Source organism: Lentzea alba (assembly GCF_011067745.1).
GTDB lineage: Bacteria > Actinomycetota > Actinomycetes > Mycobacteriales > Pseudonocardiaceae > Lentzea > Lentzea alba.
Map to the genome: position 1 here is coordinate 226,696 of NZ_JAAMPJ010000005.1, position 16,397 is coordinate 243,092.

A 16,397-nucleotide genomic window follows, 5' to 3' on the forward strand; every position below is an offset into this window, starting at 1 on the left:
CAGCGGGCCACTGGTCGTCGGATCGGCGTTCACCGAACCTTGTCTCCGTGAGACTGCATTGGGCCTGGGTTGTCGCTGGGGTGTCCTTCATCGCCTTGGTGGGTGCCGCGTCGTTCCGCGCGGCGCCTGGTGCGTTGATCGAGCCGTTGCGGGCGGAGTTCGGCTGGACGACCGGCACGATCTCGCTCGCCATCTCGATCAACCTGTTGCTGTACGGGTTGACCGCGCCGTTCGCGGCCGCGCTGATGGACAAGTTCGGCGTGCGGGTCGTGGTGACGTACGCGTTGACGATGGTCGCCATCGGCAGCGGGCTGACGGTGTTCATGACGGCGTCGTGGCAGCTGGTGCTGCTGTGGGGTGTCGTGGTCGGTCTCGGCACGGGCTCGATGGCGCTGGCGTTCGTCGCCACGATCACCGGCCGGTGGTTCGTGAAGCACCGCGGCCTGGTCACGGGCGTGCTGACGGCGGGTGGCGCGGCCGGTCAGCTGGTGTTCCTGCCGACGGTGGCGTGGCTGTCCGAGAGCTACGGCTGGCGGCTCGCGTCGCTGGTCATCTGCATCGCCGCGCTGGCCGTGGTGCCGTTGGCGGCGTTCTTCCTGCGCGAGTACCCGCGTGACGTCGGGCTGTTGCCGCTCGGCGCCACCGAGGACACTCCCCCGCCGCCGTCCGGTGGTGCGGCTCGTCGAGCTCTGACGGCGTTGGAGTCGGCTGCTCGCACACGGCCGTTCTGGTTGCTGGCCGGTGGGTTCGCCATCTGCGGTGCGTCCACGAACGGTCTGGTGGGCACGCACTTCATCCCCGCCGCGCACGACCACGGCATGCCCACGACGACCGCTGCCGGGCTGCTGGCGTTGGTCGGCGTGTTCGACATCGTGGGCACGATCGTGTCCGGCTGGCTGACCGACAAAGTCGACTCGCGGCTGCTGTTGGCGGCGTACTACGCGTTGCGCGGCCTCTCGCTGATGCTGCTGCCTCAGCTGTTCGGTGCGTCGGCACACCCGTCGATGCTGGTGTTCATCATCTTCTACGGCCTGGACTGGGTCGCGACCGTGCCGCCCACCGTGGCGTTGTGCCGTCAGTACTTCGGCATGTCTGGACCGGTCGTGTTCGGCTGGGTGTTCGCCTCGCACCAGCTCGGGGCGGCCCTCGCGGCGTCCGCGGCCGGGCTCACCCGCGACCACCTGGGCAGCTACGACCTGGCCTGGTACGTCGCGGGAGGCCTGTGCATCGGCGCGGCCGTGCTGTCAGCGTCGCTTGCGCGACGTCCCGAAGATGCCCCGCGTGATCTCGCGCGCCAGGGCGCTGCCGGCTGACCGCAGGAACGACTTCACGGCGCTGTTGCCGAGCACCTTCTCGACGAGCCCCGGTTCCTCCTTCTCTTGCCTGGGAGGCTCCGGGGCTTGTTGTTCTTGTTGTGGTGGCGCGACTTTCCGCATCAACTGCTCGTAGGCAGACTCGCGGTCGACGGTCTCCGCGTACTTGCCGTGGAGATCGCTCTGGCCCGCCGCCTGCTTGATAGCGTCGTTGCCGATGGTGTCCATCAACGACCGCGGCGCCCGGAGCCTGGTCCACGCGACCGGTGTCGGCGCGCCCTTCTCGCTCAGCACGGTGATGATCGCCTCGCCGATGCCGAGCGACGTGAGCGCCTTCTCCAGGTCGTAGTGCGGCGTGTTCGGGTACGTCTTCACCGTGCGGGACAACGCCTTCTGGTCGTCCGGGGTGAACGCGCGCAGTGCGTGCTGGACGCGCGCGCCGAGCTGCGACAGCACGTCGTTCGGGATGTCGGTCGGCAGCTGCGTGCAGAAGAAGACGCCGATTCCCTTGGACCGGATGAGTTTCATGGTCTGGGTGATCTGGTCGAGGAACGCCTTGGACGCGTTCGCGAACAGCAGATGCGCCTCGTCGAAGAAGAAGACGAGTTTGGGCTTCTCGACGTCACCTTCCTCGGGCAACGTCTCGAACAGTTCCGCGAGCAGCCACATCAGGAACGTGGAGAACAACGCGGGATTGCTCTGCAGCTCCGCGAGTTCGAGCAGGCTGATGACGCCCTTGCCGTTCTGCTGGCGCATCAGGTCGGCCGGGTCGAGCTCGGGTTCGCCGAAGAACCTGTCGCCGCCCTGCGCCTCCAGGTTCACCAGGGCCCGCAGGATCACGCCGGCCGTCGAGCTGGAGACGCCGCCGATGCCCTTGAGGTCCTCCTTGCCCTCGTCGCTCGTGAGGTGCTGGATGACGCTGCGCAGGTCCTTGGTGTCGAGCAGCGGCAGACCTTTCGAGTCCGCCCAGTGGAAGATCAGGCCGAGCGTCGACTCCTGGGTGTCGTTCAGGCCCAGCACCTTCGACAGCAGGATCGGCCCGAAGCTGGTGACGGTCGCCCGCAGCGGCACCCCGATGCCGCCGGTGCCGATCGAGAGGAACTGCGTCGGGTAGGCCTGCGGCTGCCAGTCGTCGCCGGTGTCCACGGCCCGGGCTTTGGTCCTGTCGCTGTCCTGACCTTGCTGCGACAGACCGGACAGGTCGCCCTTCACGTCCGCCATCAGCACCGGCACGCCGTTGTTCGACAGCTGTTCGGCGAGCAGCTGCAGCGTCTTCGTCTTGCCGGTTCCCGTTGCTCCCGCGACAAGTCCGTGCCGGTTGACCATGGACAACGGGATGCGGACGTGTGCGGTCGACTCCACGGCTCCGTCGACCAGCACGGACCCGAGTTCGATGGCCGCGCTCTCGGACGCGTACCCGGCGGCGATCTCAGCTTGAGCCGTCATGCACGAGGAGCGTAACCAGGTTGCTGCACGCCGCCACTCGAAGTTGAGGCATCGCGCAGTAATGTTCGGGGCGTGATGGATCGTCTGGTGTGGATCGACTGCGAGATGACCGGACTCGACTTGGGCAAGGACGCTCTGATCGAGATCGCGGCACTGGTCACGGACGCCGAGCTCAACGTGCTCGGCGAGGGTGTGGACATAGTGATCCACGCCTCCGACGACGTGCTCGCCTCGATGCCGGAGGTCGTCATGGAGATGCACGCCAAGTCGGGCCTGACCGAGGAGGTGCGCGCCTCCGCGGTGTCGCTGGAAGAGGCCGAGGCCGCCGTGCTGGCCTACATCAAGGAGTGGGTCCCGGATCCCCGGACCGCGCCCCTGGCGGGCAACTCCATCGCCACCGACCGCGGGTTCATCGCCCGCGACATGCCGGCGTTGGACGCGCACCTGCACTACCGCATGGTCGACGTGTCGTCGATCAAGGAGCTGTGCCGGCGCTGGTACCCGCGCATCTACTACGCGCAGCCGGGCAAGGGGCTCGCGCACCGGGCGCTCGCGGACATCGTCGAGTCGATCCGGGAGCTCGCGTACTACCGGCGCACCGCGTTCGTGCCGCAGCCAGGTCCGTCCACGGAACAGGCCCAGGCCGTGGCCGCTGAGCTGCTGAAGAACGTCGACTGACCCCCTGATTTCAATATCAGTGGATGACGTTGCTATGCTTTCCTCGCCGGTCACGGACCGGTGATGGTGGGTGTAGCTCAGCTGGCAGAGCACTGGGTTGTGATCCCAGGTGTCGCGGGTTCAAGTCCCGTCACTCACCCTGGACAGCCGGATTGTGTCTGCAAAAAGCGCAGACATAATCCGGCTTCGTCTATTTTCTGGGGGCCGAGCCCCCAGACCCCAGCCGGGGGACGACCCCCGGACCCCCGATCTGATCCACCACGGCCCATGCCTGCCTGCCGGAGTGAGTGTTCATGACCACGCTCGTCGCCAAGGATCTCGCCGCAGGTCACGGTGATCGCGTCCTGTTCTCCGGGCTCGATCTCGTGGTCGCACCGGGTGACGTCATCGGGCTCGTCGGCGTGAACGGGGCCGGCAAGTCGACGCTGTTGAAGACGCTGGCCGGCCTGATCCCGCCCGAGTCGGGCCGCGTCTCGCTGAACCCGCCGTCCGCCAACGTCGGCCACCTCGCGCAGGAGCCGGAACGTCTCGAAGGCGAGACCGTGCGGGACTTCCTGGCTCGCCGGACCGGTGTCGCGGCAGCTCAGACGGCTTTGGACCTCGCCACCGAGGCGCTGACCGCAGGCAACGACGAGGGCTACTCGGAAGCGTTGGACCAGTGGCTCGCGTTGGGTGGCGCCGACCTGGAGGAACGGTCGCTGGAAGTCGTCGCCGACCTCGGGCTGACCGTGGGCCTCGACGAGTTGATGACCTCGCTGTCCGGTGGCCAGGCCGCGCGGGCGGGCATGGCGTCGTTGCTGCTCAGCCGCTACGACATCTTCCTGCTGGACGAGCCGACCAACGACCTGGACCTCGACGGCCTGGAGCGGCTGGAGAAGTTCGTCACAGGGCTGCGCGCGGGCACGGTGCTCGTGTCGCACGACCGCGAGTTCCTGGCCCGCACGGTGACCAGCGTGCTGGAGCTCGACCTGCACCAGAACGCCGTGCGCCTGTACGGCGGTGGCTACGAGTCGTACCTCGAGGAACGCGCGCGGTCCCGTCAGCACGCCCGTGACGACTACGACGAGTACGCGGACACCAAGGCCTCGCTGGAGGCCCGTGCGCGCATGCAGCGGTCGTGGATGGAGAAGGGCGTGAAGAACGCCCGGCGCAAGGCGGGCGACAACGACAAGAACGCCCGCAAGTTCCGTGCCGACGCCACCGAGAAGCAGGCGTCCAAGGCCCGGCAGACCGACCGCATGATCGAACGCCTCGACGTCGTCGAGGAGCCCCGCAAGGAGTGGGAGCTGCGGATGGAGATCGCCGCGGCCCCGCGTTCCGGCGCGGTGGTGGCGTCCTTGCGGGCGGCGGTCGTCGAACGCGGCGGCTTCCGGCTGGGCCCGGTGGACCTGCAGATCGACTGGGCGGACCGGGTCGCGATCACCGGCGCGAACGGCGCGGGCAAGTCGACGTTGCTCGCCGCACTGCTCGGAAGGGCAGAACTGGCGTCCGGTTACGCGACTCTGGGTTCCGGCGTCGTGGTCGGCGAGGTGGACCAGGCCCGCGGGCTGTTCCTGGGCTCACTGCCGTTGGTCGACGCGTTCCAGGAGGCCGTGCCGGAGATGAACCCGGCCGACGTGCGGACGTTGCTGGCGAAGTTCGGCCTGAAGGCCGCGCACGTGATGCGTCCGGCGGCGTCGTTGTCGCCTGGCGAGCGCACGCGGGCGGCGTTGGCGTTGCTGCAGGGGCGCGGGGTGAACCTGCTGGTGCTGGACGAGCCGACGAACCACCTCGACCTGGCGGCGATCGAGCAGCTGGAGCAGGCCCTGGAGAACTACCCCGGCACGTTGCTGCTGGTGACGCACGACCGGCGGATGCTGGAGGCCGTGCAGGTGAACCGTCACCTGACCGTGTCGGGCGGCCAGGTGACGGTTTCCTAGGCTGCTAGCGGTTGCCCTGGACCCACGTGGCCCACGGCACCTGCCAGTCGCCGAAGCCGTCCCACGACTCCAGCACCGGTCCGCCGGAGTTCTTCACGATGACCACGTCGCCCTGCTTGCTGTTGTCGAACACCCACTTGGCGTTCTCCGGCGAGAGGTTGAGGCAGCCGTGGCTCACGTTGCGCCGGCCCTGGTCACCGATGGACCACGGCGCGCTGTGGAAGAAGATGCCGCTGTTCGACATCCGGTACGCCCAGTCGACCGGCGTGCGGTAGCCACCGTTCTCCAGCGCCAGGCCGTACGTGGTCGAGTCCATGATCATGTGGGAGTGCTTCTCCATCAGCACGTACGTGCCGGTGGGGGTGGCGTCGGCCGGCTTGCCCATCGAGGTCGGCATGGTCCGCACGACCTGCCCGTTGACCTTGGTGACCACCTGGTGCGACTGGCCGTCGGCCTCGTGGATGACCTCGTCGCCGACCGTGGTCGTGATCGTGCGGTCTTCCTGGCCGTAGATGCCGTCACCGATGTGCTTGCCGTAGACCTTGATGTTCATCGTGATCTTGGTGCCCGACTTCCAGAACGCCTCCGGCCGCCAGTGCACCTCCTTCTTGTTGAACCAGTAGAAGGCGCCCTCGACCTTGGGCTCGGTGGTGATCTCCAGCATCTTCTCGGCCGCGACCTTGTCGGCCACCGGCTCGTCGAAGTAGAAGGCGAGCGGCTGCCCCACGCCGATCGTCGTGCCGTCCTGGGGGTTCGTCGACACGTAGGTCAGCGTCCGCGGCTTCACCGTGGTGAAGGTCGACTCCTTGGTCTCCGCCTTGCCGTCCTCACCGGTCGCCGTGGCGGTCAGCTTGTACGTCTTCGCGTACCCGAGCGGCTCGGTGTTGGTCCACTGCGTCGACTCGGGGTTCATCTTCCCCTCGACGACCTTGCCCTCGGGGTTGGTCAGCTTGACCTCGGTCAGCTTCCCGTCCGCCGCCGTCGCGATGACCGGCAGCCCGGGCGACACGTCGGCCGCACCGTTGTTCAGCGCCAGCGTCAGCGTGACGGGCTTCGGCGGCGGAGGAGCGCTGGACGTCGGCCCCCCGCTCCCGCCCGCGTTCTCGCCGCCCCCTGAACAGCCTGCGATCAGCATCACAGCGATTCCCGCCGTGACCACCCCACGACCGCGTCTGCCCCACATCCCCATCGACGTACTTCCGATCTGCTTGTCGCCGCTGCCGAGACTGCCTGCACGAAGTCGTTTTGGCGTCCCCCGATTAGGTGACGACAGGAGGAGCCCCGAAGTTGCTCAAGTGGCCGGATCGTTACGTGGCCGATGCACCCCCAAACCGGGGCTGACCAGCCGATTGGGAGCGCGCCTTCGCCGTGTGCTAACGTTCTCCACGTCGGAACGGCAAGTGTCCGGCACACAAACAAGCGCCGCTAGCTCAGTTGGTTAGAGCAGCTGACTCTTAATCAGCGGGTCCGGGGTTCGAGTCCCTGGCGGCGTACTCCGAAGAAGCAGGTAGAGATTCGTCTCTACCTGCTTCTTTGCATTTCCCGCACTCGTCTTCATTCTCCGTTTCTTCGTTGTGGATCACAGTTTGCGAGCCCGAGACAGATCGCTTGAGGCATGCCGAGTACGGCGCCACCGGGTTCGCTTGACACCAGACATATTAGTCAACGAACATTGAGTCAATGAACATTGAGTGGCCTTCCTCCCTGGTTGCACGGGCACGACTGCACGCCGCGCTCGGCGAGCCCGCGCGGCTCGCCATCGTGGACCGGTTGCTGCTCGGCGACGCCTCGCCCGGAGAGATCGGCCGGGAGCTGGGTCTGCCGAGCAACCTGCTGGCGCACCACGTGAAGCTGCTCGACCAGGCTGGTGTGCTGGAACGCTCCCGTTCCGAGGGAGACCACCGCCGCAGCTACCTGCGCCTGCGACCTGACGCGCTGACCGGCCTGGCCCCGGTGGGGTCACTGCGGGCCGCACGGGTGGTGTTCGTCTGCACTCACAACTCCGCGCGCTCGCAGCTCGCCACCGCACTGTGGAAGCGCCGCAGCCAGGTGCCCGCGGCCTCGGCCGGCACCGAACCCGCCGAGCGAGTGCATCCGATGGCCGTCGCCGCGGCCCGCGAGCACGGCTTGTCGCTGGCCAAGGCGCGCACCGCGCACGTGAGCGACGTGTTGCGGCCCGACGACCTTGTTGTTGCCGTGTGCGACAACGCCCACGAGGCACTCGACAGCCACGACGACCGGCTGCACTGGTCGGTGCCCGACCCGTCGCGCATCGGCACCGGCGACGCCTTCGACTCCGCGCTACGTGATCTCGCCGACCGGGTGGACCGGTTGGCGCCCGCTGTTCACCACACCGGAGAGAGCGATGGCTGAGACCGACGACCGCGGCCGCCCGGCCGCAGCGCGACTTCGAGGGAATCTTCGGACAGGAGACGAGCGAGCGTTTCCTGCACGGAAGCTACGACCAGCTCGCCTCGCACAGCACGGTGCCGAACTGCCTGCCCCTGCTGGCCGAACGCTCGCCGGGTCCGCGGCCTGCTCGACGAGCTCGGCGTTCCCGCTCGACAGTTCTGTCCACTGAGGAGTGTTGATGACCCGCAGGTTGGCCGCCGAGTTCCTCGGCAGCATGCTGCTGGCCGCACTGGTGATCGGCTCGGGCATCGCCGCCCAGCGTCTGTCACCAGGTGACGTCGGCGTGCAGTTGCTGGAGAACGCCGCCGCGACGGCCGTCGGGCTGTACGCGATCATCCTGATCTTCGGCCCGATCAGCGGCGCCCACTTCAACCCGGTGGTGTCGCTGGCCGACGCCGCGTTCGGAGAGCTGACGTGGCGCGAGGCGGCCGGCTACGTGCCCGCGCAGGTCATCGGGTGCGTCAGTGGCGCGGTGCTCGCGAACGTGATGTTCGAAGCTCCCGCGGTCAGCATCAGCACCACCGAACGGGCGACCGTCGCGCACGGCGTGTCTGAGGTCGTGGCGACGGCCGGCCTGCTCCTGGTGATCTTCTCGCTGGTGCGGTCCGGACGCGGCGAACGGGCGCCCGCCGCGGTGGGCGCCTACATCGGCGCGGCGTACTTCTTCACCAGCTCCACCAGCTTCGCCAACCCGGCCATCACCATCGGCCGCATGTTCAGCGACACGTTCGCGGGCATCGCACCCTCGTCGGCACCCGCGTTCATCGCCGCCCAACTCGTCGGCGGGGTGCTCGCCATCGCCGTGCTGCGGGCGCTCTACCCGAACCCAGGCACCAACGCCGAAGACGTCGTACTCCCCCAACTGAAGGAGCAGTCGTGACCGCCAAGCCCGAGGTGTTGTTCGTCTGCATCCACAACGCAGGCCGTTCGCAGATGGCCGCCGCACTGCTGCAGCACTACGGGATGGGCCGCATCGCGGTGCGCTCGGCGGGCTCGGCACCCGCGGAGAAAGTCAACCCGGCTGCCGCGCAGGCACTCGCCGAGTGGGGCCTGGACATCACCGCCGAGGTGCCGTCCAAGCTCACCACCGAGGACGTCGAGGCCTCCGACGTGGTGATCACCATGGGCTGCGGTGACACGTGCCCGGTGTTCCCCGGCAAGCGCTACCTCGACTGGCAGCTCGACGACCCCGCCGGGCAGGGCGTCGACGCGGTGCGCCCGATCCGCGACGACATCGACCGCCGGGTGCGCGGGCTCGTCGCGGAGCTGCTCGACGCTCAGTCCTGACAACCGCAGCCGGACGCGGTCTTCGCCTCGGCAACCGTCTTCGCCGGGTCGATCGACCCTTCGCCGTCGGTGCAGCACGCGCTGACGCCGCAGCAGGAACTCTCGGTCTGAGCGAGCGGAAGGTTTGGCTCGCCGACAGGCTTGGTGGCGCGCACGATCGCCGAGTGCATGCCGTCGGCGACCTGCTGGGTCGGGGTGATCTCGATGTCGGTGAACCCCGCCGCCCGCAGGCCGTCGCGGTACTCGGCGAACGTGAGCGCACCGGCGATGCAGCTGACGTAGGAACCGCGCTCGGCCCGTTCCGCTGGGGTGAGCGCGTCGTCGGCAACGACGTCGGAGACGCCGACGCGGCCGCCGGGGCGCAGCACGCGGAAGGTTTCGGCGAACACGGCGGGCTTGTCGACCGAGAGGTTGATGACGCAGTTGGAGATCACGACGTCGATGGTGTTGCCGGGCAACGGGATGGCTTCGATGTTGCCCTTGAGGAACTCGACGTTCGTGGCGCTCGCCTTGTCCGCGTTGGACAGGGCGAGCGCGAGCATTTCGTCGGTCATGTCCAGGCCGTAGGCCTTGCCGGTCGGACCGACCCGGCGCGCGGAGAGCAGTACGTCGATGCCACCTCCGGAGCCCAGGTCCAGCACTCTCTCGCCCTCGCGGAGCTCGGCGACGGCGATGGGGTTGCCACACCCCAGTGACGCGGCGACCGCCTCAGCGGGCAGCTCGTCGCGCTGAGCCGCCGGATAGAGCGTGGCGCCGAAGGTCTCGTCGACCTCCACGGCCTCCGGACCGCAGCACCCGCCTCCCCCGTTGACGACGGCGGTCGCGGCCGCGGCGTAGCGAGCACGGACGGTCTCACGCAGCTCAGTCTGCTCACCCATGGGTGGCACACCTCCAGGCTGTATCGAAGTTTGTCTATGCAGTGTTGCGCAGAACGCGAAGTGCCGTCAATATTGAAATATGTCGAAGCAGGACCTGGGCTGCTGCGAGCCGCTGTCAGAAGAGCCCCTTGCCGCAGAACAGGCTGTCGAGCTGTCGACGATGTTCAAAGCGCTCGGCGATCCGGTGCGCCTGCGGCTGCTGTCGATGATCGCCTCACGCCCGGACGGCGAGGTCTGCGTGTGCGAGCTGACGCCCGCGTTCGACCTCTCGCAACCGACCATCTCGCACCACCTCAAGCTGCTGCGCCAAGCAGGCCTGGTCGACTCCGAGCGCCGAGGCACCTGGGTGTACTACCGCGCACGGCCGGAGACGACCGATCGGATGGCGGCGTTGCTGAGCAGCGTGGCCCGCCCGGTCACGGCGTGAACGTCAGCCCAAGGCTGCGGAGATCTTCGCGACCGTTGCCTTCGCGGTCGGGCCTACGCCGATGAGAGTCGCGGAAGCGGGTCCCGTCCAGCTCCCGTAGCCGAGCAGATGCAGACGCGGCTCGTCAGCCGCGGTCGTGCCGGTGACTGGGACACGTCCTTCGGCGTCGCGCAGGCGCAGCGGGGCGAGATGGCTGAGGACGGGCCGGAATCCGGTGCACCACACCACGACGTCGGCACGGGCCAACGCGTCCATGTCCACGGTGGTGGCGACGAGCAGTCCGCGGTCACGTGCCTCGCGGACAGCTGGAACCGCAACGATGTCACCGAGCTCGCCGACACCGCCGCGCCGCGTGGCGATGTCGAACAGGGCTTTGCCGTCGATCTCATCGGGCATGTAACGCGGTGCACGGCGGGTCATCCAGGTCAGGTCGGCGTGCGGCACGAGGTCGGCGGCGATCTGGGCGCCGGAGTTGCCGCCACCGACCACGACGACCTTCTGGCCCGCGAACTCGAGCGGGTCGCGGTAGTCGACGGTGTGCAACTGACGGCCGGCCAGGTCCATCAGCGGACGGAACGGCCGCCACCACGTGCCGGTCGCACTGATCACGTGCCTGGCCGACCAGCTTCCGGAATCCGTGTGCACCAGCAGTCCGTTCCCGTCGCGGCGGACCGAGGCGACCTGGACCGGGCGCTGAACGGGGATGTCGTAGCGCTTCTCGTAGGCGGCGAGGTAGTCGACGACGTGCTGCGCGGTCGGATATCCGTCCGAAAAGGACGGCATCGGCCAGCCTGGCAACGAGCTGTGGCGCGCAACGGAGAACAGCCGCAGCGAGTTCCACGCGTGCGGCCACGCCCCGCCCGGCACAGGTTGCGCATCGAGGACCACGTGGTCGATCCCGGCGCGGCGCAGGTAGAACGCGGCAGCCAGCCCCGCCTGACCGCCACCGACCACAACGACGTCAGACCTCAGCACGAGCCACCTCCATCCCCGGCACGCTGGCGGTCGACAACGCGGCTGCCAGCACCCCGACCAGTCCGAGCACGACGAACACCGCCGGAAAGCCGCCGAGCCAGGCCGCCAGCGCACTGCCCGCCCACGGTGCGATGGCGGCGGTGAGCATGACCGGCGCGATCAACAGACCGTTGAGCTGTCCGTAGTGGACAGCGCCCCAGCGGTCGGTGATCGCGGTCGCCTGCACCAGTGTGAAGATCCCGCGCGAAACCCCGGCGAGCACCGAGCCGGCGATCAACAGCAGGGCCGGACCGGGCACCACTCCCAGCAAGGTGGTCGCGAGTGCGCTGGCCAAGAGGATGAGCAGAGTTCGGGTGCGCACCGACGTCCGTGCGGCCAGCCTGGCGTAGCCGAGCCGGCCGAGCACCTGGCCGACTCCGCCCAGGCCGAGCGCGATGGCTGCGGCCGAGGTCGTCATGCCGCGTTCGGTCAGCAGCGGCACGAGGTTGATCACGACGGCGTAGACGCTGAACGCGGCCAGGCTCATCGCGACCACCAGCACCAGGAACGGTCTGCTGCGTGCCACCGCCGACGGAGCGTGCGCGGCCTCGTGCTCGATCGGCGGCCACGGCAACCGCAAGCCCAACAGGTGGAGCGGAATCGTGGTGACAGCGAGGAATCCGGCCAGCACCAGGTAAGTGTCACGCCAGTCCAACTGGTCGTTGAGCACGGCGGTCAGCGGCGCGAACACGGTGCTGGCCAGCCCGGCGACCAACGTGAGCGCGGTCAGCGCGGACACCCGCCGCGGCCCGTACCAGCGGGTCAGCGCGGCGAACGCGGGCGCGTAGAAGACCCCGGCCATCGCCACGCCGGCCAACAGCCACGCCGCGATGAACCACGCCAGCGAGCGCGCACCCGCCAGCGCGACGAGCGCGAGCACGGCCACGACCGAGCCGGTGGTCATGATGGCGCGCGGGCCGTGCCGGTCGAGCAGCTTGCCCACCGGAATCCCCACCAGGCCCGCGACGATCTGGCTCGCGGAGAACCCGGCGGTGATCGCCGCGAGCGACCACCCGGTTCGCGTGCTGATGGTCGGCAGCAGCACCGGGAAGGCGTAGTAGAGCACTCCCCAGCTGATGATCTCGGTGGTGCACAGGACGATCAGCACGCGGCGCAGCCCGGCAGTGGTGCCGGGCTGCGTCGTTGTGTCAGCGTGCACTGGGCGCGAGGCCGATCGTCACGTCGACCGTTTCCGGCGCACCGCAGCAACCACCGCGATCCTCCTCGGGAGCGTCGAACACACCGGCTCCACCGCACACTCCGGTCTCCGGCAGCACGAGCTCCACCCGCCCCGCCGACTCGTGATCACCCGCGATCGCCGCGACGACCGACCGGACCTGCTCGTAGCCGGTCAGCGCCAAGAACGTCGGCGCGCGGCCGTAGCTCTTCATGCCCACCAGGTAAACGCCCGGCTCGGGATGCCGCAACTCGCCTTCACCGTGCGGGTAGACGGTGCCGCACGAATGGACGTTCGGGTCGATCAACGGCGCGAGCTTCACCGGTGCTTGCAACACCGGATCCAAGTCGAGCCGGATCTCCGACAGCCACGACAGATCCGGCCGGAACCCCGTCAGCACAACGACTTCGTCGACGCCCTCGACACGGTGGCCGTCGAACGACTCCAGCGCGAGCTTGCCGTCAGCGCCGCGCTCGACCGCTGCGGTGCGGAACCCGGTGACCGTCTCGACGTGACCAGCCTCGGCCGCCTTCTCGGCCCTCGACCCCAACGCGCCGCGCGCGGGCAGCTGATCGGCCTCGCCGCCACCGAAGACGTTGCCGACCGCACCACGCCGCAACAACCAGACGATCTTCGTGCCGGGCTCCTGCTCGGCCAGGTCCGCCAGCGCGACCAGCGCGGTGAGCGCCGAGTGCCCGCTACCCGCGACCGCGATCCGCTTGCCCGCGTACCGGGCACGCTCGGCCGCGACCTCCGGCACGCGGTAGCTGATCTGCGACGCCGCCGCCCTCTCCCCCACCGCGGGCAGCCCGTCACCACCCAACGGGTTCGGCGAACCCCACGTGCCGGAGGCGTCGATCACCGCCTGGGCGCTGATCCGCTCCTCGCCGCCGGCGGTCTGCACGTGCACCGTCAACGGCTCCTCCTCACGTCCGGAGTCGACGATCCGGTCCCGGCCGCGCCGTGCGACACCGACCACCCGCGCACCGAACCGAACCCGGTCGCCCAGGGCGGCCGCGAGCGGCGCGAGGTAGCGATCCGCCCACTCGGCACCGGTCGGGTAGCCGTCGCCGTCCGGCTTCACCCAGCCGGTCGGTTCGAGCAGGCGGGCCGCCGCCGGATCCACGAGCTCGCTCCACCGCGAGAACAACCGCACGTGGTTCCACTGCGACACGGCGGCCCCCGCCCGGTCGCCGGCTTCCAGCACAATCGGCCGCACCCCTCGTTCGACCAAGTGCGCCGCCGCAGCCAAACCCGCAGGTCCAGCTCCCACCACGACCACCGGCAACCCGTTCACCGCACACCCCTTGTATCGATGGACTTCAAATCAACACCAGGGACTGTATCGACGTGGATCGATTGACGCAACCATCGATTTGCGTCGATACTTGCCGCATGACGGCCACTACGCCCAGTCCTCGGCTGCTCGGCACGCAGGACGCCGCCACCTACTCGGAGTGGTTCGCGAGCCTTGCCGAACCCACCCGCGTCCGGTTGCTGCACGCCGCCGCGACCGCGGGCCGGTCGATGACGGTCGGCGAGCTGACCGAGCTGCTCGGCATCAGCCAGTCGACCTGCTCGCACCACGTCCGCAAACTCGCCGACATCGGATTCCTGCTGTTGCACAAGGAAGGCACGGCCACCCACGTCACCGTGAACCCCAACTGCTGCACGGGGCTCCCCCACGCCGCCGACGTGGTGATGGGCGTGCTCGCGCCACGCCCGTGCCGCCCCGGCAACCTGCCGCTCGACGTCACCGTCCGTGCGATGCGTGAGGACGACTGGACCGCCGTACGTCGCATCTACGCCGAAGGCATCGCCACCGGCGACGCCACGTTCGAAACCGAAGTCCCCCAACGCCGTGCGCTCGACTCCAAGTGGCTACGCGACCACCGCTGGATCGCCGAGGTCGACGACGCGGTGGCGGGCTGGGCCGCGGCAACTCCTGTGTCCACGCGGGAGTGCTACTCCGGTGTGGCCGAACACTCGGTATACGTGAGCACGGACTTCCGTGGCCGTGGCGTCGGCAAAGCCCTGTTGCACAAGCTCGTCACGGCCGCCGACGAGGCCGGCTTGTGGACGTTGCAGACGTCGATCTTCCCCGAGAACCGCGCCAGCCTTGCCCTGCACCACTCCGCGGGCTTCCGCACCCTCGGCGTCCGTGAACGCATCGCGCAACACCACGGCGTGTGGCGCGACACCGTCTTCCTCGAACGCCGCACAGCCAACTAGAACTCCGACCCCTGAGCTGTCGCCGCACGCGGTGACAGCTACTTCGAGGTGCCCATGAACCGCTACGACGCCATCGTCATCGGCGGCGGCCAGTCCGGACTCGCCGCCGCCCACGCCCTCATCGCCCGAGACCTGCGCCCGCTCGTGCTCGAAGCCGGCCACGAGCCGGTCGGCTCGTGGCCGCACTACTACGACAGCCTCACCCTGTTCTCCCCCGCCCGCTACAGCGCGCTGCCCGGCCTGCCGTTCCCCGGTGATCCCGAGCGCTATCCACACCGCGACGAGGTCGTGGACTACCTGCGGACCTACGCCTCGCACCTCGAAGCCGACATCCGCACCAGCCAACGCGTCGTGGAAGTCGTCCACGACAACGAGTTCCGCGTCACCACCGCAGACGGCACCAGCTTCGCCACGCCGATCGTCGTCTCCGCTACAGGTGGCTTCGGAAACCCGCATCACCCCGCGCTGCCCGGCCTCGACGACTTCCCCGGCACCGTCCTGCACGCCGCGCACTACCGCTCGCCGAAACCGTTCCACGGCCAGCGCGTCATCGTGGTCGGCGCCGGCAACTCCGCCGTCCAGATCGCCGCCGAACTCGCCGAACACGCCCACGTCACGCTCGCGACCCGCAAGCCGGTGAAGTTCTCCGCGCAACGCCCGTTCGGTCGCGACCTGCACTTCTGGCTCGACCGCACACGCCTCGACCACCTCCCGATCGGCCCCTGGCTTCCGGACGGCTTCACCACGCCAGTCCTCGACACCGGCCGCTACCGGACAGCCCTCGAACAACACCGCCCGGACCGACGACCGATGTTCACCGCACTGGAGGATTCCAAGGCCATCTGGTCGGACGACCAGCGCGAACATGTCGACGCGATCATCCTGGCCACTGGGTATCGGCCCGACCTGCCGTACTTGGGCACGTTGGGCGTCGACCACAACCGCGGCATCTCACGGCATCACGGGCTCGGCTTCGTCGGCCTCGACTGGCAACGCAGCCTCTCGTCCGCCACCTTGAGAGGAGTCGGCCGCGACGCCGCCCACGTCGTGCGCCGCCTCCTCAAATGAACACACCCTCGGATCAGTTCAACGAAAGCTGATCGCGGTGGAAGTCGAAGTGTTGCACCGGGAAGCGGTACAGGTCGGCGAGCGTCATGAAGTCCTGGAAGCACGGGTCCCAGCGGGTCGGGTAGTGCATGCCGCGTGACAGGTCGCGCTCACGGTCGAGGCGCCGGTGCAGCGCGGCGATCGTGCGGTCGCACAGGGCGTCCATCCCGCGGCGAGGCAGGAAGGTGCCGCCCAGCCACGACCCGAGGTAGTTCACCACGTCGAACGGCTTCGTGCCCGCGTTGAGCACCCGCGCGAAGCCACGACTCACGCCGAGCGGCAACCGGCTGAAGCCACGCGCCAGCGCGAGCAGTGCCCGCATGATCAGAAAGCCGAGCAGCATGTGGAAGAGCAGTTGCCGGTTGTTCCAGCGCGTACCGGAGGACCTGCGTCGCAACTCGGCCGACGTGGCCTGCGCGAGCAACGCGTGAAACGTTGCTCGCGCTCGCTCCAGGTCCTCATGCATCGGCCCGGTGTCCACCTGTCGATTGTGCGCCTTCAGCGGGG

The 16,397-nt window shown here is 68.7% G+C and carries 17 protein-coding genes and 2 tRNA genes; 12 read left to right on the forward strand and 7 right to left on the reverse strand.

The features are described from left to right. Nucleotides 1–47 precede the first annotated feature (47 nt). Nucleotides 48–1,313 carry an MFS transporter gene (locus tag G7043_RS19970; RefSeq protein ID WP_390827505.1) on the forward strand — a complete coding sequence of 422 codons (1,266 nt, stop codon included), beginning with the start codon at nucleotides 48–50 and terminating at the stop codon, nucleotides 1,311–1,313. On the opposite strand, the gene G7043_RS19975 is transcribed toward G7043_RS19970, so the two are convergent. Then, nucleotides 1,245–2,759 (reverse strand): helicase HerA-like domain-containing protein, encoded by a 1,515-nt coding sequence (locus G7043_RS19975; protein ID WP_166047492.1) that lies wholly within the window; start codon nucleotides 2,757–2,759, stop codon nucleotides 1,245–1,247. The two genes, G7043_RS19970 and G7043_RS19975, sit on opposite strands and share 69 nt — an antisense overlap. Before the next feature lie 72 nt (nucleotides 2,760–2,831). On the opposite strand from G7043_RS19975, the gene orn reads away from it, so the two are divergent. From orn to G7043_RS19990, 3 genes are all read left to right on the forward strand, one after another. Beyond that, the gene (gene orn, locus G7043_RS19980) at nucleotides 2,832–3,437 is read left to right on the forward strand and encodes an oligoribonuclease (RefSeq protein ID WP_166047493.1); all 606 of its coding nucleotides are present in this window, start codon (nucleotides 2,832–2,834) and stop codon (nucleotides 3,435–3,437) included. 66 nt (nucleotides 3,438–3,503) lie between these two features. After that, nucleotides 3,504–3,576 (forward strand) — tRNA-His (locus tag G7043_RS19985). A 154-nt stretch (nucleotides 3,577–3,730) separates the two neighbouring features. Further along, nucleotides 3,731–5,356 carry an ABC-F family ATP-binding cassette domain-containing protein gene (locus G7043_RS19990; protein WP_166047495.1) on the forward strand — a complete coding sequence of 542 codons (1,626 nt, stop codon included), beginning with the start codon at nucleotides 3,731–3,733 and terminating at the stop codon, nucleotides 5,354–5,356. 4 nt (nucleotides 5,357–5,360) lie between these two features. Here G7043_RS19990 and G7043_RS19995 read toward each other — a convergent pair whose 3' ends face one another. Then, on the reverse strand, nucleotides 5,361–6,491 hold the full coding sequence (locus tag G7043_RS19995) for a L,D-transpeptidase (RefSeq protein WP_242642466.1): 1,131 nt from the start codon (nucleotides 6,489–6,491) through the stop codon (nucleotides 5,361–5,363). A 284-nt stretch (nucleotides 6,492–6,775) separates the two neighbouring features. Between G7043_RS19995 and G7043_RS20000 the strand changes: the two genes are divergently transcribed. The 5 genes from G7043_RS20000 (at nucleotide 6,776) to G7043_RS20015 (ending at nucleotide 9,055) form a co-directional block, all read left to right on the forward strand. Then, nucleotides 6,776–6,849 (forward strand) — tRNA-Lys (locus G7043_RS20000). A 187-nt stretch (nucleotides 6,850–7,036) separates the two neighbouring features. Continuing rightward, nucleotides 7,037–7,729, forward strand: coding sequence for an arsenate reductase/protein-tyrosine-phosphatase family protein (locus tag G7043_RS20005; RefSeq protein WP_166047499.1), 693 nt, complete (start codon nucleotides 7,037–7,039; stop codon nucleotides 7,727–7,729). Continuing rightward, the gene (locus tag G7043_RS50385) at nucleotides 7,726–7,947 is read left to right on the forward strand and encodes a hypothetical protein (RefSeq protein ID WP_390827660.1); all 222 of its coding nucleotides are present in this window, start codon (nucleotides 7,726–7,728) and stop codon (nucleotides 7,945–7,947) included. The genes G7043_RS20005 and G7043_RS50385 overlap by 4 nt, the downstream gene beginning before the upstream one ends. Further along, complete coding sequence (locus G7043_RS20010) at nucleotides 7,947–8,648, forward strand: MIP/aquaporin family protein (protein WP_166047500.1); 702 nt, start codon at nucleotides 7,947–7,949, stop codon at nucleotides 8,646–8,648. The genes G7043_RS50385 and G7043_RS20010 overlap by 1 nt, the downstream gene beginning before the upstream one ends. Further along, nucleotides 8,645–9,055: an arsenate-mycothiol transferase ArsC gene (locus G7043_RS20015; protein WP_166047502.1), complete on the forward strand. Its 411-nt coding sequence runs from the start codon at nucleotides 8,645–8,647 to the stop codon at nucleotides 9,053–9,055. The genes G7043_RS20010 and G7043_RS20015 overlap by 4 nt, the downstream gene beginning before the upstream one ends. Here G7043_RS20015 and arsM read toward each other — a convergent pair. Then, nucleotides 9,046–9,933: an arsenite methyltransferase gene (arsM, locus tag G7043_RS20020; protein WP_166047504.1), complete on the reverse strand. Its 888-nt coding sequence runs from the start codon at nucleotides 9,931–9,933 to the stop codon at nucleotides 9,046–9,048. The genes G7043_RS20015 and arsM overlap by 10 nt on opposite strands. Nucleotides 9,934–10,012: 79 nt before the next feature. On the opposite strand from arsM, the gene G7043_RS20025 reads away from it, so the two are divergent. After that, complete coding sequence (locus G7043_RS20025; protein ID WP_166047506.1) at nucleotides 10,013–10,360, forward strand: ArsR/SmtB family transcription factor; 348 nt, start codon at nucleotides 10,013–10,015, stop codon at nucleotides 10,358–10,360. A 3-nt stretch (nucleotides 10,361–10,363) separates the two neighbouring features. Here G7043_RS20025 and G7043_RS20030 read toward each other — a convergent pair whose 3' ends face one another. From G7043_RS20030 to G7043_RS20040, 3 genes are read right to left on the reverse strand one after another with little or no spacing between them, the layout of a single operon-like run. Beyond that, a complete protein-coding gene (locus G7043_RS20030; protein WP_166047508.1) occupies nucleotides 10,364–11,335 on the reverse strand; it encodes an ArsO family NAD(P)H-dependent flavin-containing monooxygenase in 972 nt (323 codons plus the stop codon). Then, a complete protein-coding gene (locus tag G7043_RS20035; RefSeq protein WP_166047510.1) occupies nucleotides 11,322–12,533 on the reverse strand; it encodes an MFS transporter in 1,212 nt (403 codons plus the stop codon). The genes G7043_RS20030 and G7043_RS20035 overlap by 14 nt, the downstream gene beginning before the upstream one ends. Then, on the reverse strand, nucleotides 12,523–13,848 hold the full coding sequence (locus G7043_RS20040) for an NAD(P)-binding domain-containing protein (RefSeq protein WP_166047512.1): 1,326 nt from the start codon (nucleotides 13,846–13,848) through the stop codon (nucleotides 12,523–12,525). The genes G7043_RS20035 and G7043_RS20040 overlap by 11 nt, the downstream gene beginning before the upstream one ends. Nucleotides 13,849–13,946: 98 nt before the next feature. Here G7043_RS20040 and G7043_RS20045 point away from each other — a divergent pair, with 98 nt between their 5' ends. Continuing rightward, a complete protein-coding gene (locus G7043_RS20045; RefSeq protein WP_166047514.1) occupies nucleotides 13,947–14,783 on the forward strand; it encodes a helix-turn-helix domain-containing GNAT family N-acetyltransferase in 837 nt (278 codons plus the stop codon). A gap of 54 nt (nucleotides 14,784–14,837) precedes the next feature. Then, the gene (locus tag G7043_RS20050; protein WP_166047516.1) at nucleotides 14,838–15,851 is read left to right on the forward strand and encodes a flavin-containing monooxygenase; all 1,014 of its coding nucleotides are present in this window, start codon (nucleotides 14,838–14,840) and stop codon (nucleotides 15,849–15,851) included. A gap of 13 nt (nucleotides 15,852–15,864) precedes the next feature. On the opposite strand, the gene G7043_RS20055 is transcribed toward G7043_RS20050, so the two are convergent. Continuing rightward, nucleotides 15,865–16,371 (reverse strand): DinB family protein, encoded by a 507-nt coding sequence (locus G7043_RS20055; RefSeq protein WP_313887979.1) that lies wholly within the window; start codon nucleotides 16,369–16,371, stop codon nucleotides 15,865–15,867. Nucleotides 16,372–16,397 lie beyond the last annotated feature (26 nt).

What these genes read in the sequence shown, in the direction of transcription:
- G7043_RS19975 (WP_166047492.1), bottom strand. Translation starts at nt 2,759, where the DNA reads ATGACGGCTCAAGCTGAGATCGCCGCCGGGTACGCGTCCGAGAGCGCG.
- G7043_RS19990 (WP_166047495.1), top strand. Translation starts at nt 3,731, where the DNA reads ATGACCACGCTCGTCGCCAAGGATCTCGCCGCAGGTCACGGTGATCGC.
- G7043_RS19995 (WP_242642466.1), bottom strand. Translation starts at nt 6,491, where the DNA reads ATGCTGATCGCAGGCTGTTCAGGGGGCGGCGAGAACGCGGGCGGGAGC.
- G7043_RS20005 (WP_166047499.1), top strand. Translation starts at nt 7,037, where the DNA reads ATGAACATTGAGTGGCCTTCCTCCCTGGTTGCACGGGCACGACTGCAC.
- G7043_RS20010 (WP_166047500.1), top strand. Translation starts at nt 7,947, where the DNA reads ATGACCCGCAGGTTGGCCGCCGAGTTCCTCGGCAGCATGCTGCTGGCC.
- arsM (WP_166047504.1), bottom strand. Translation starts at nt 9,933, where the DNA reads ATGGGTGAGCAGACTGAGCTGCGTGAGACCGTCCGTGCTCGCTACGCC.
- G7043_RS20025 (WP_166047506.1), top strand. Translation starts at nt 10,013, where the DNA reads ATGTCGAAGCAGGACCTGGGCTGCTGCGAGCCGCTGTCAGAAGAGCCC.
- G7043_RS20045 (WP_166047514.1), top strand. Translation starts at nt 13,947, where the DNA reads ATGACGGCCACTACGCCCAGTCCTCGGCTGCTCGGCACGCAGGACGCC.
- G7043_RS20050 (WP_166047516.1), top strand. Translation starts at nt 14,838, where the DNA reads ATGAACCGCTACGACGCCATCGTCATCGGCGGCGGCCAGTCCGGACTC.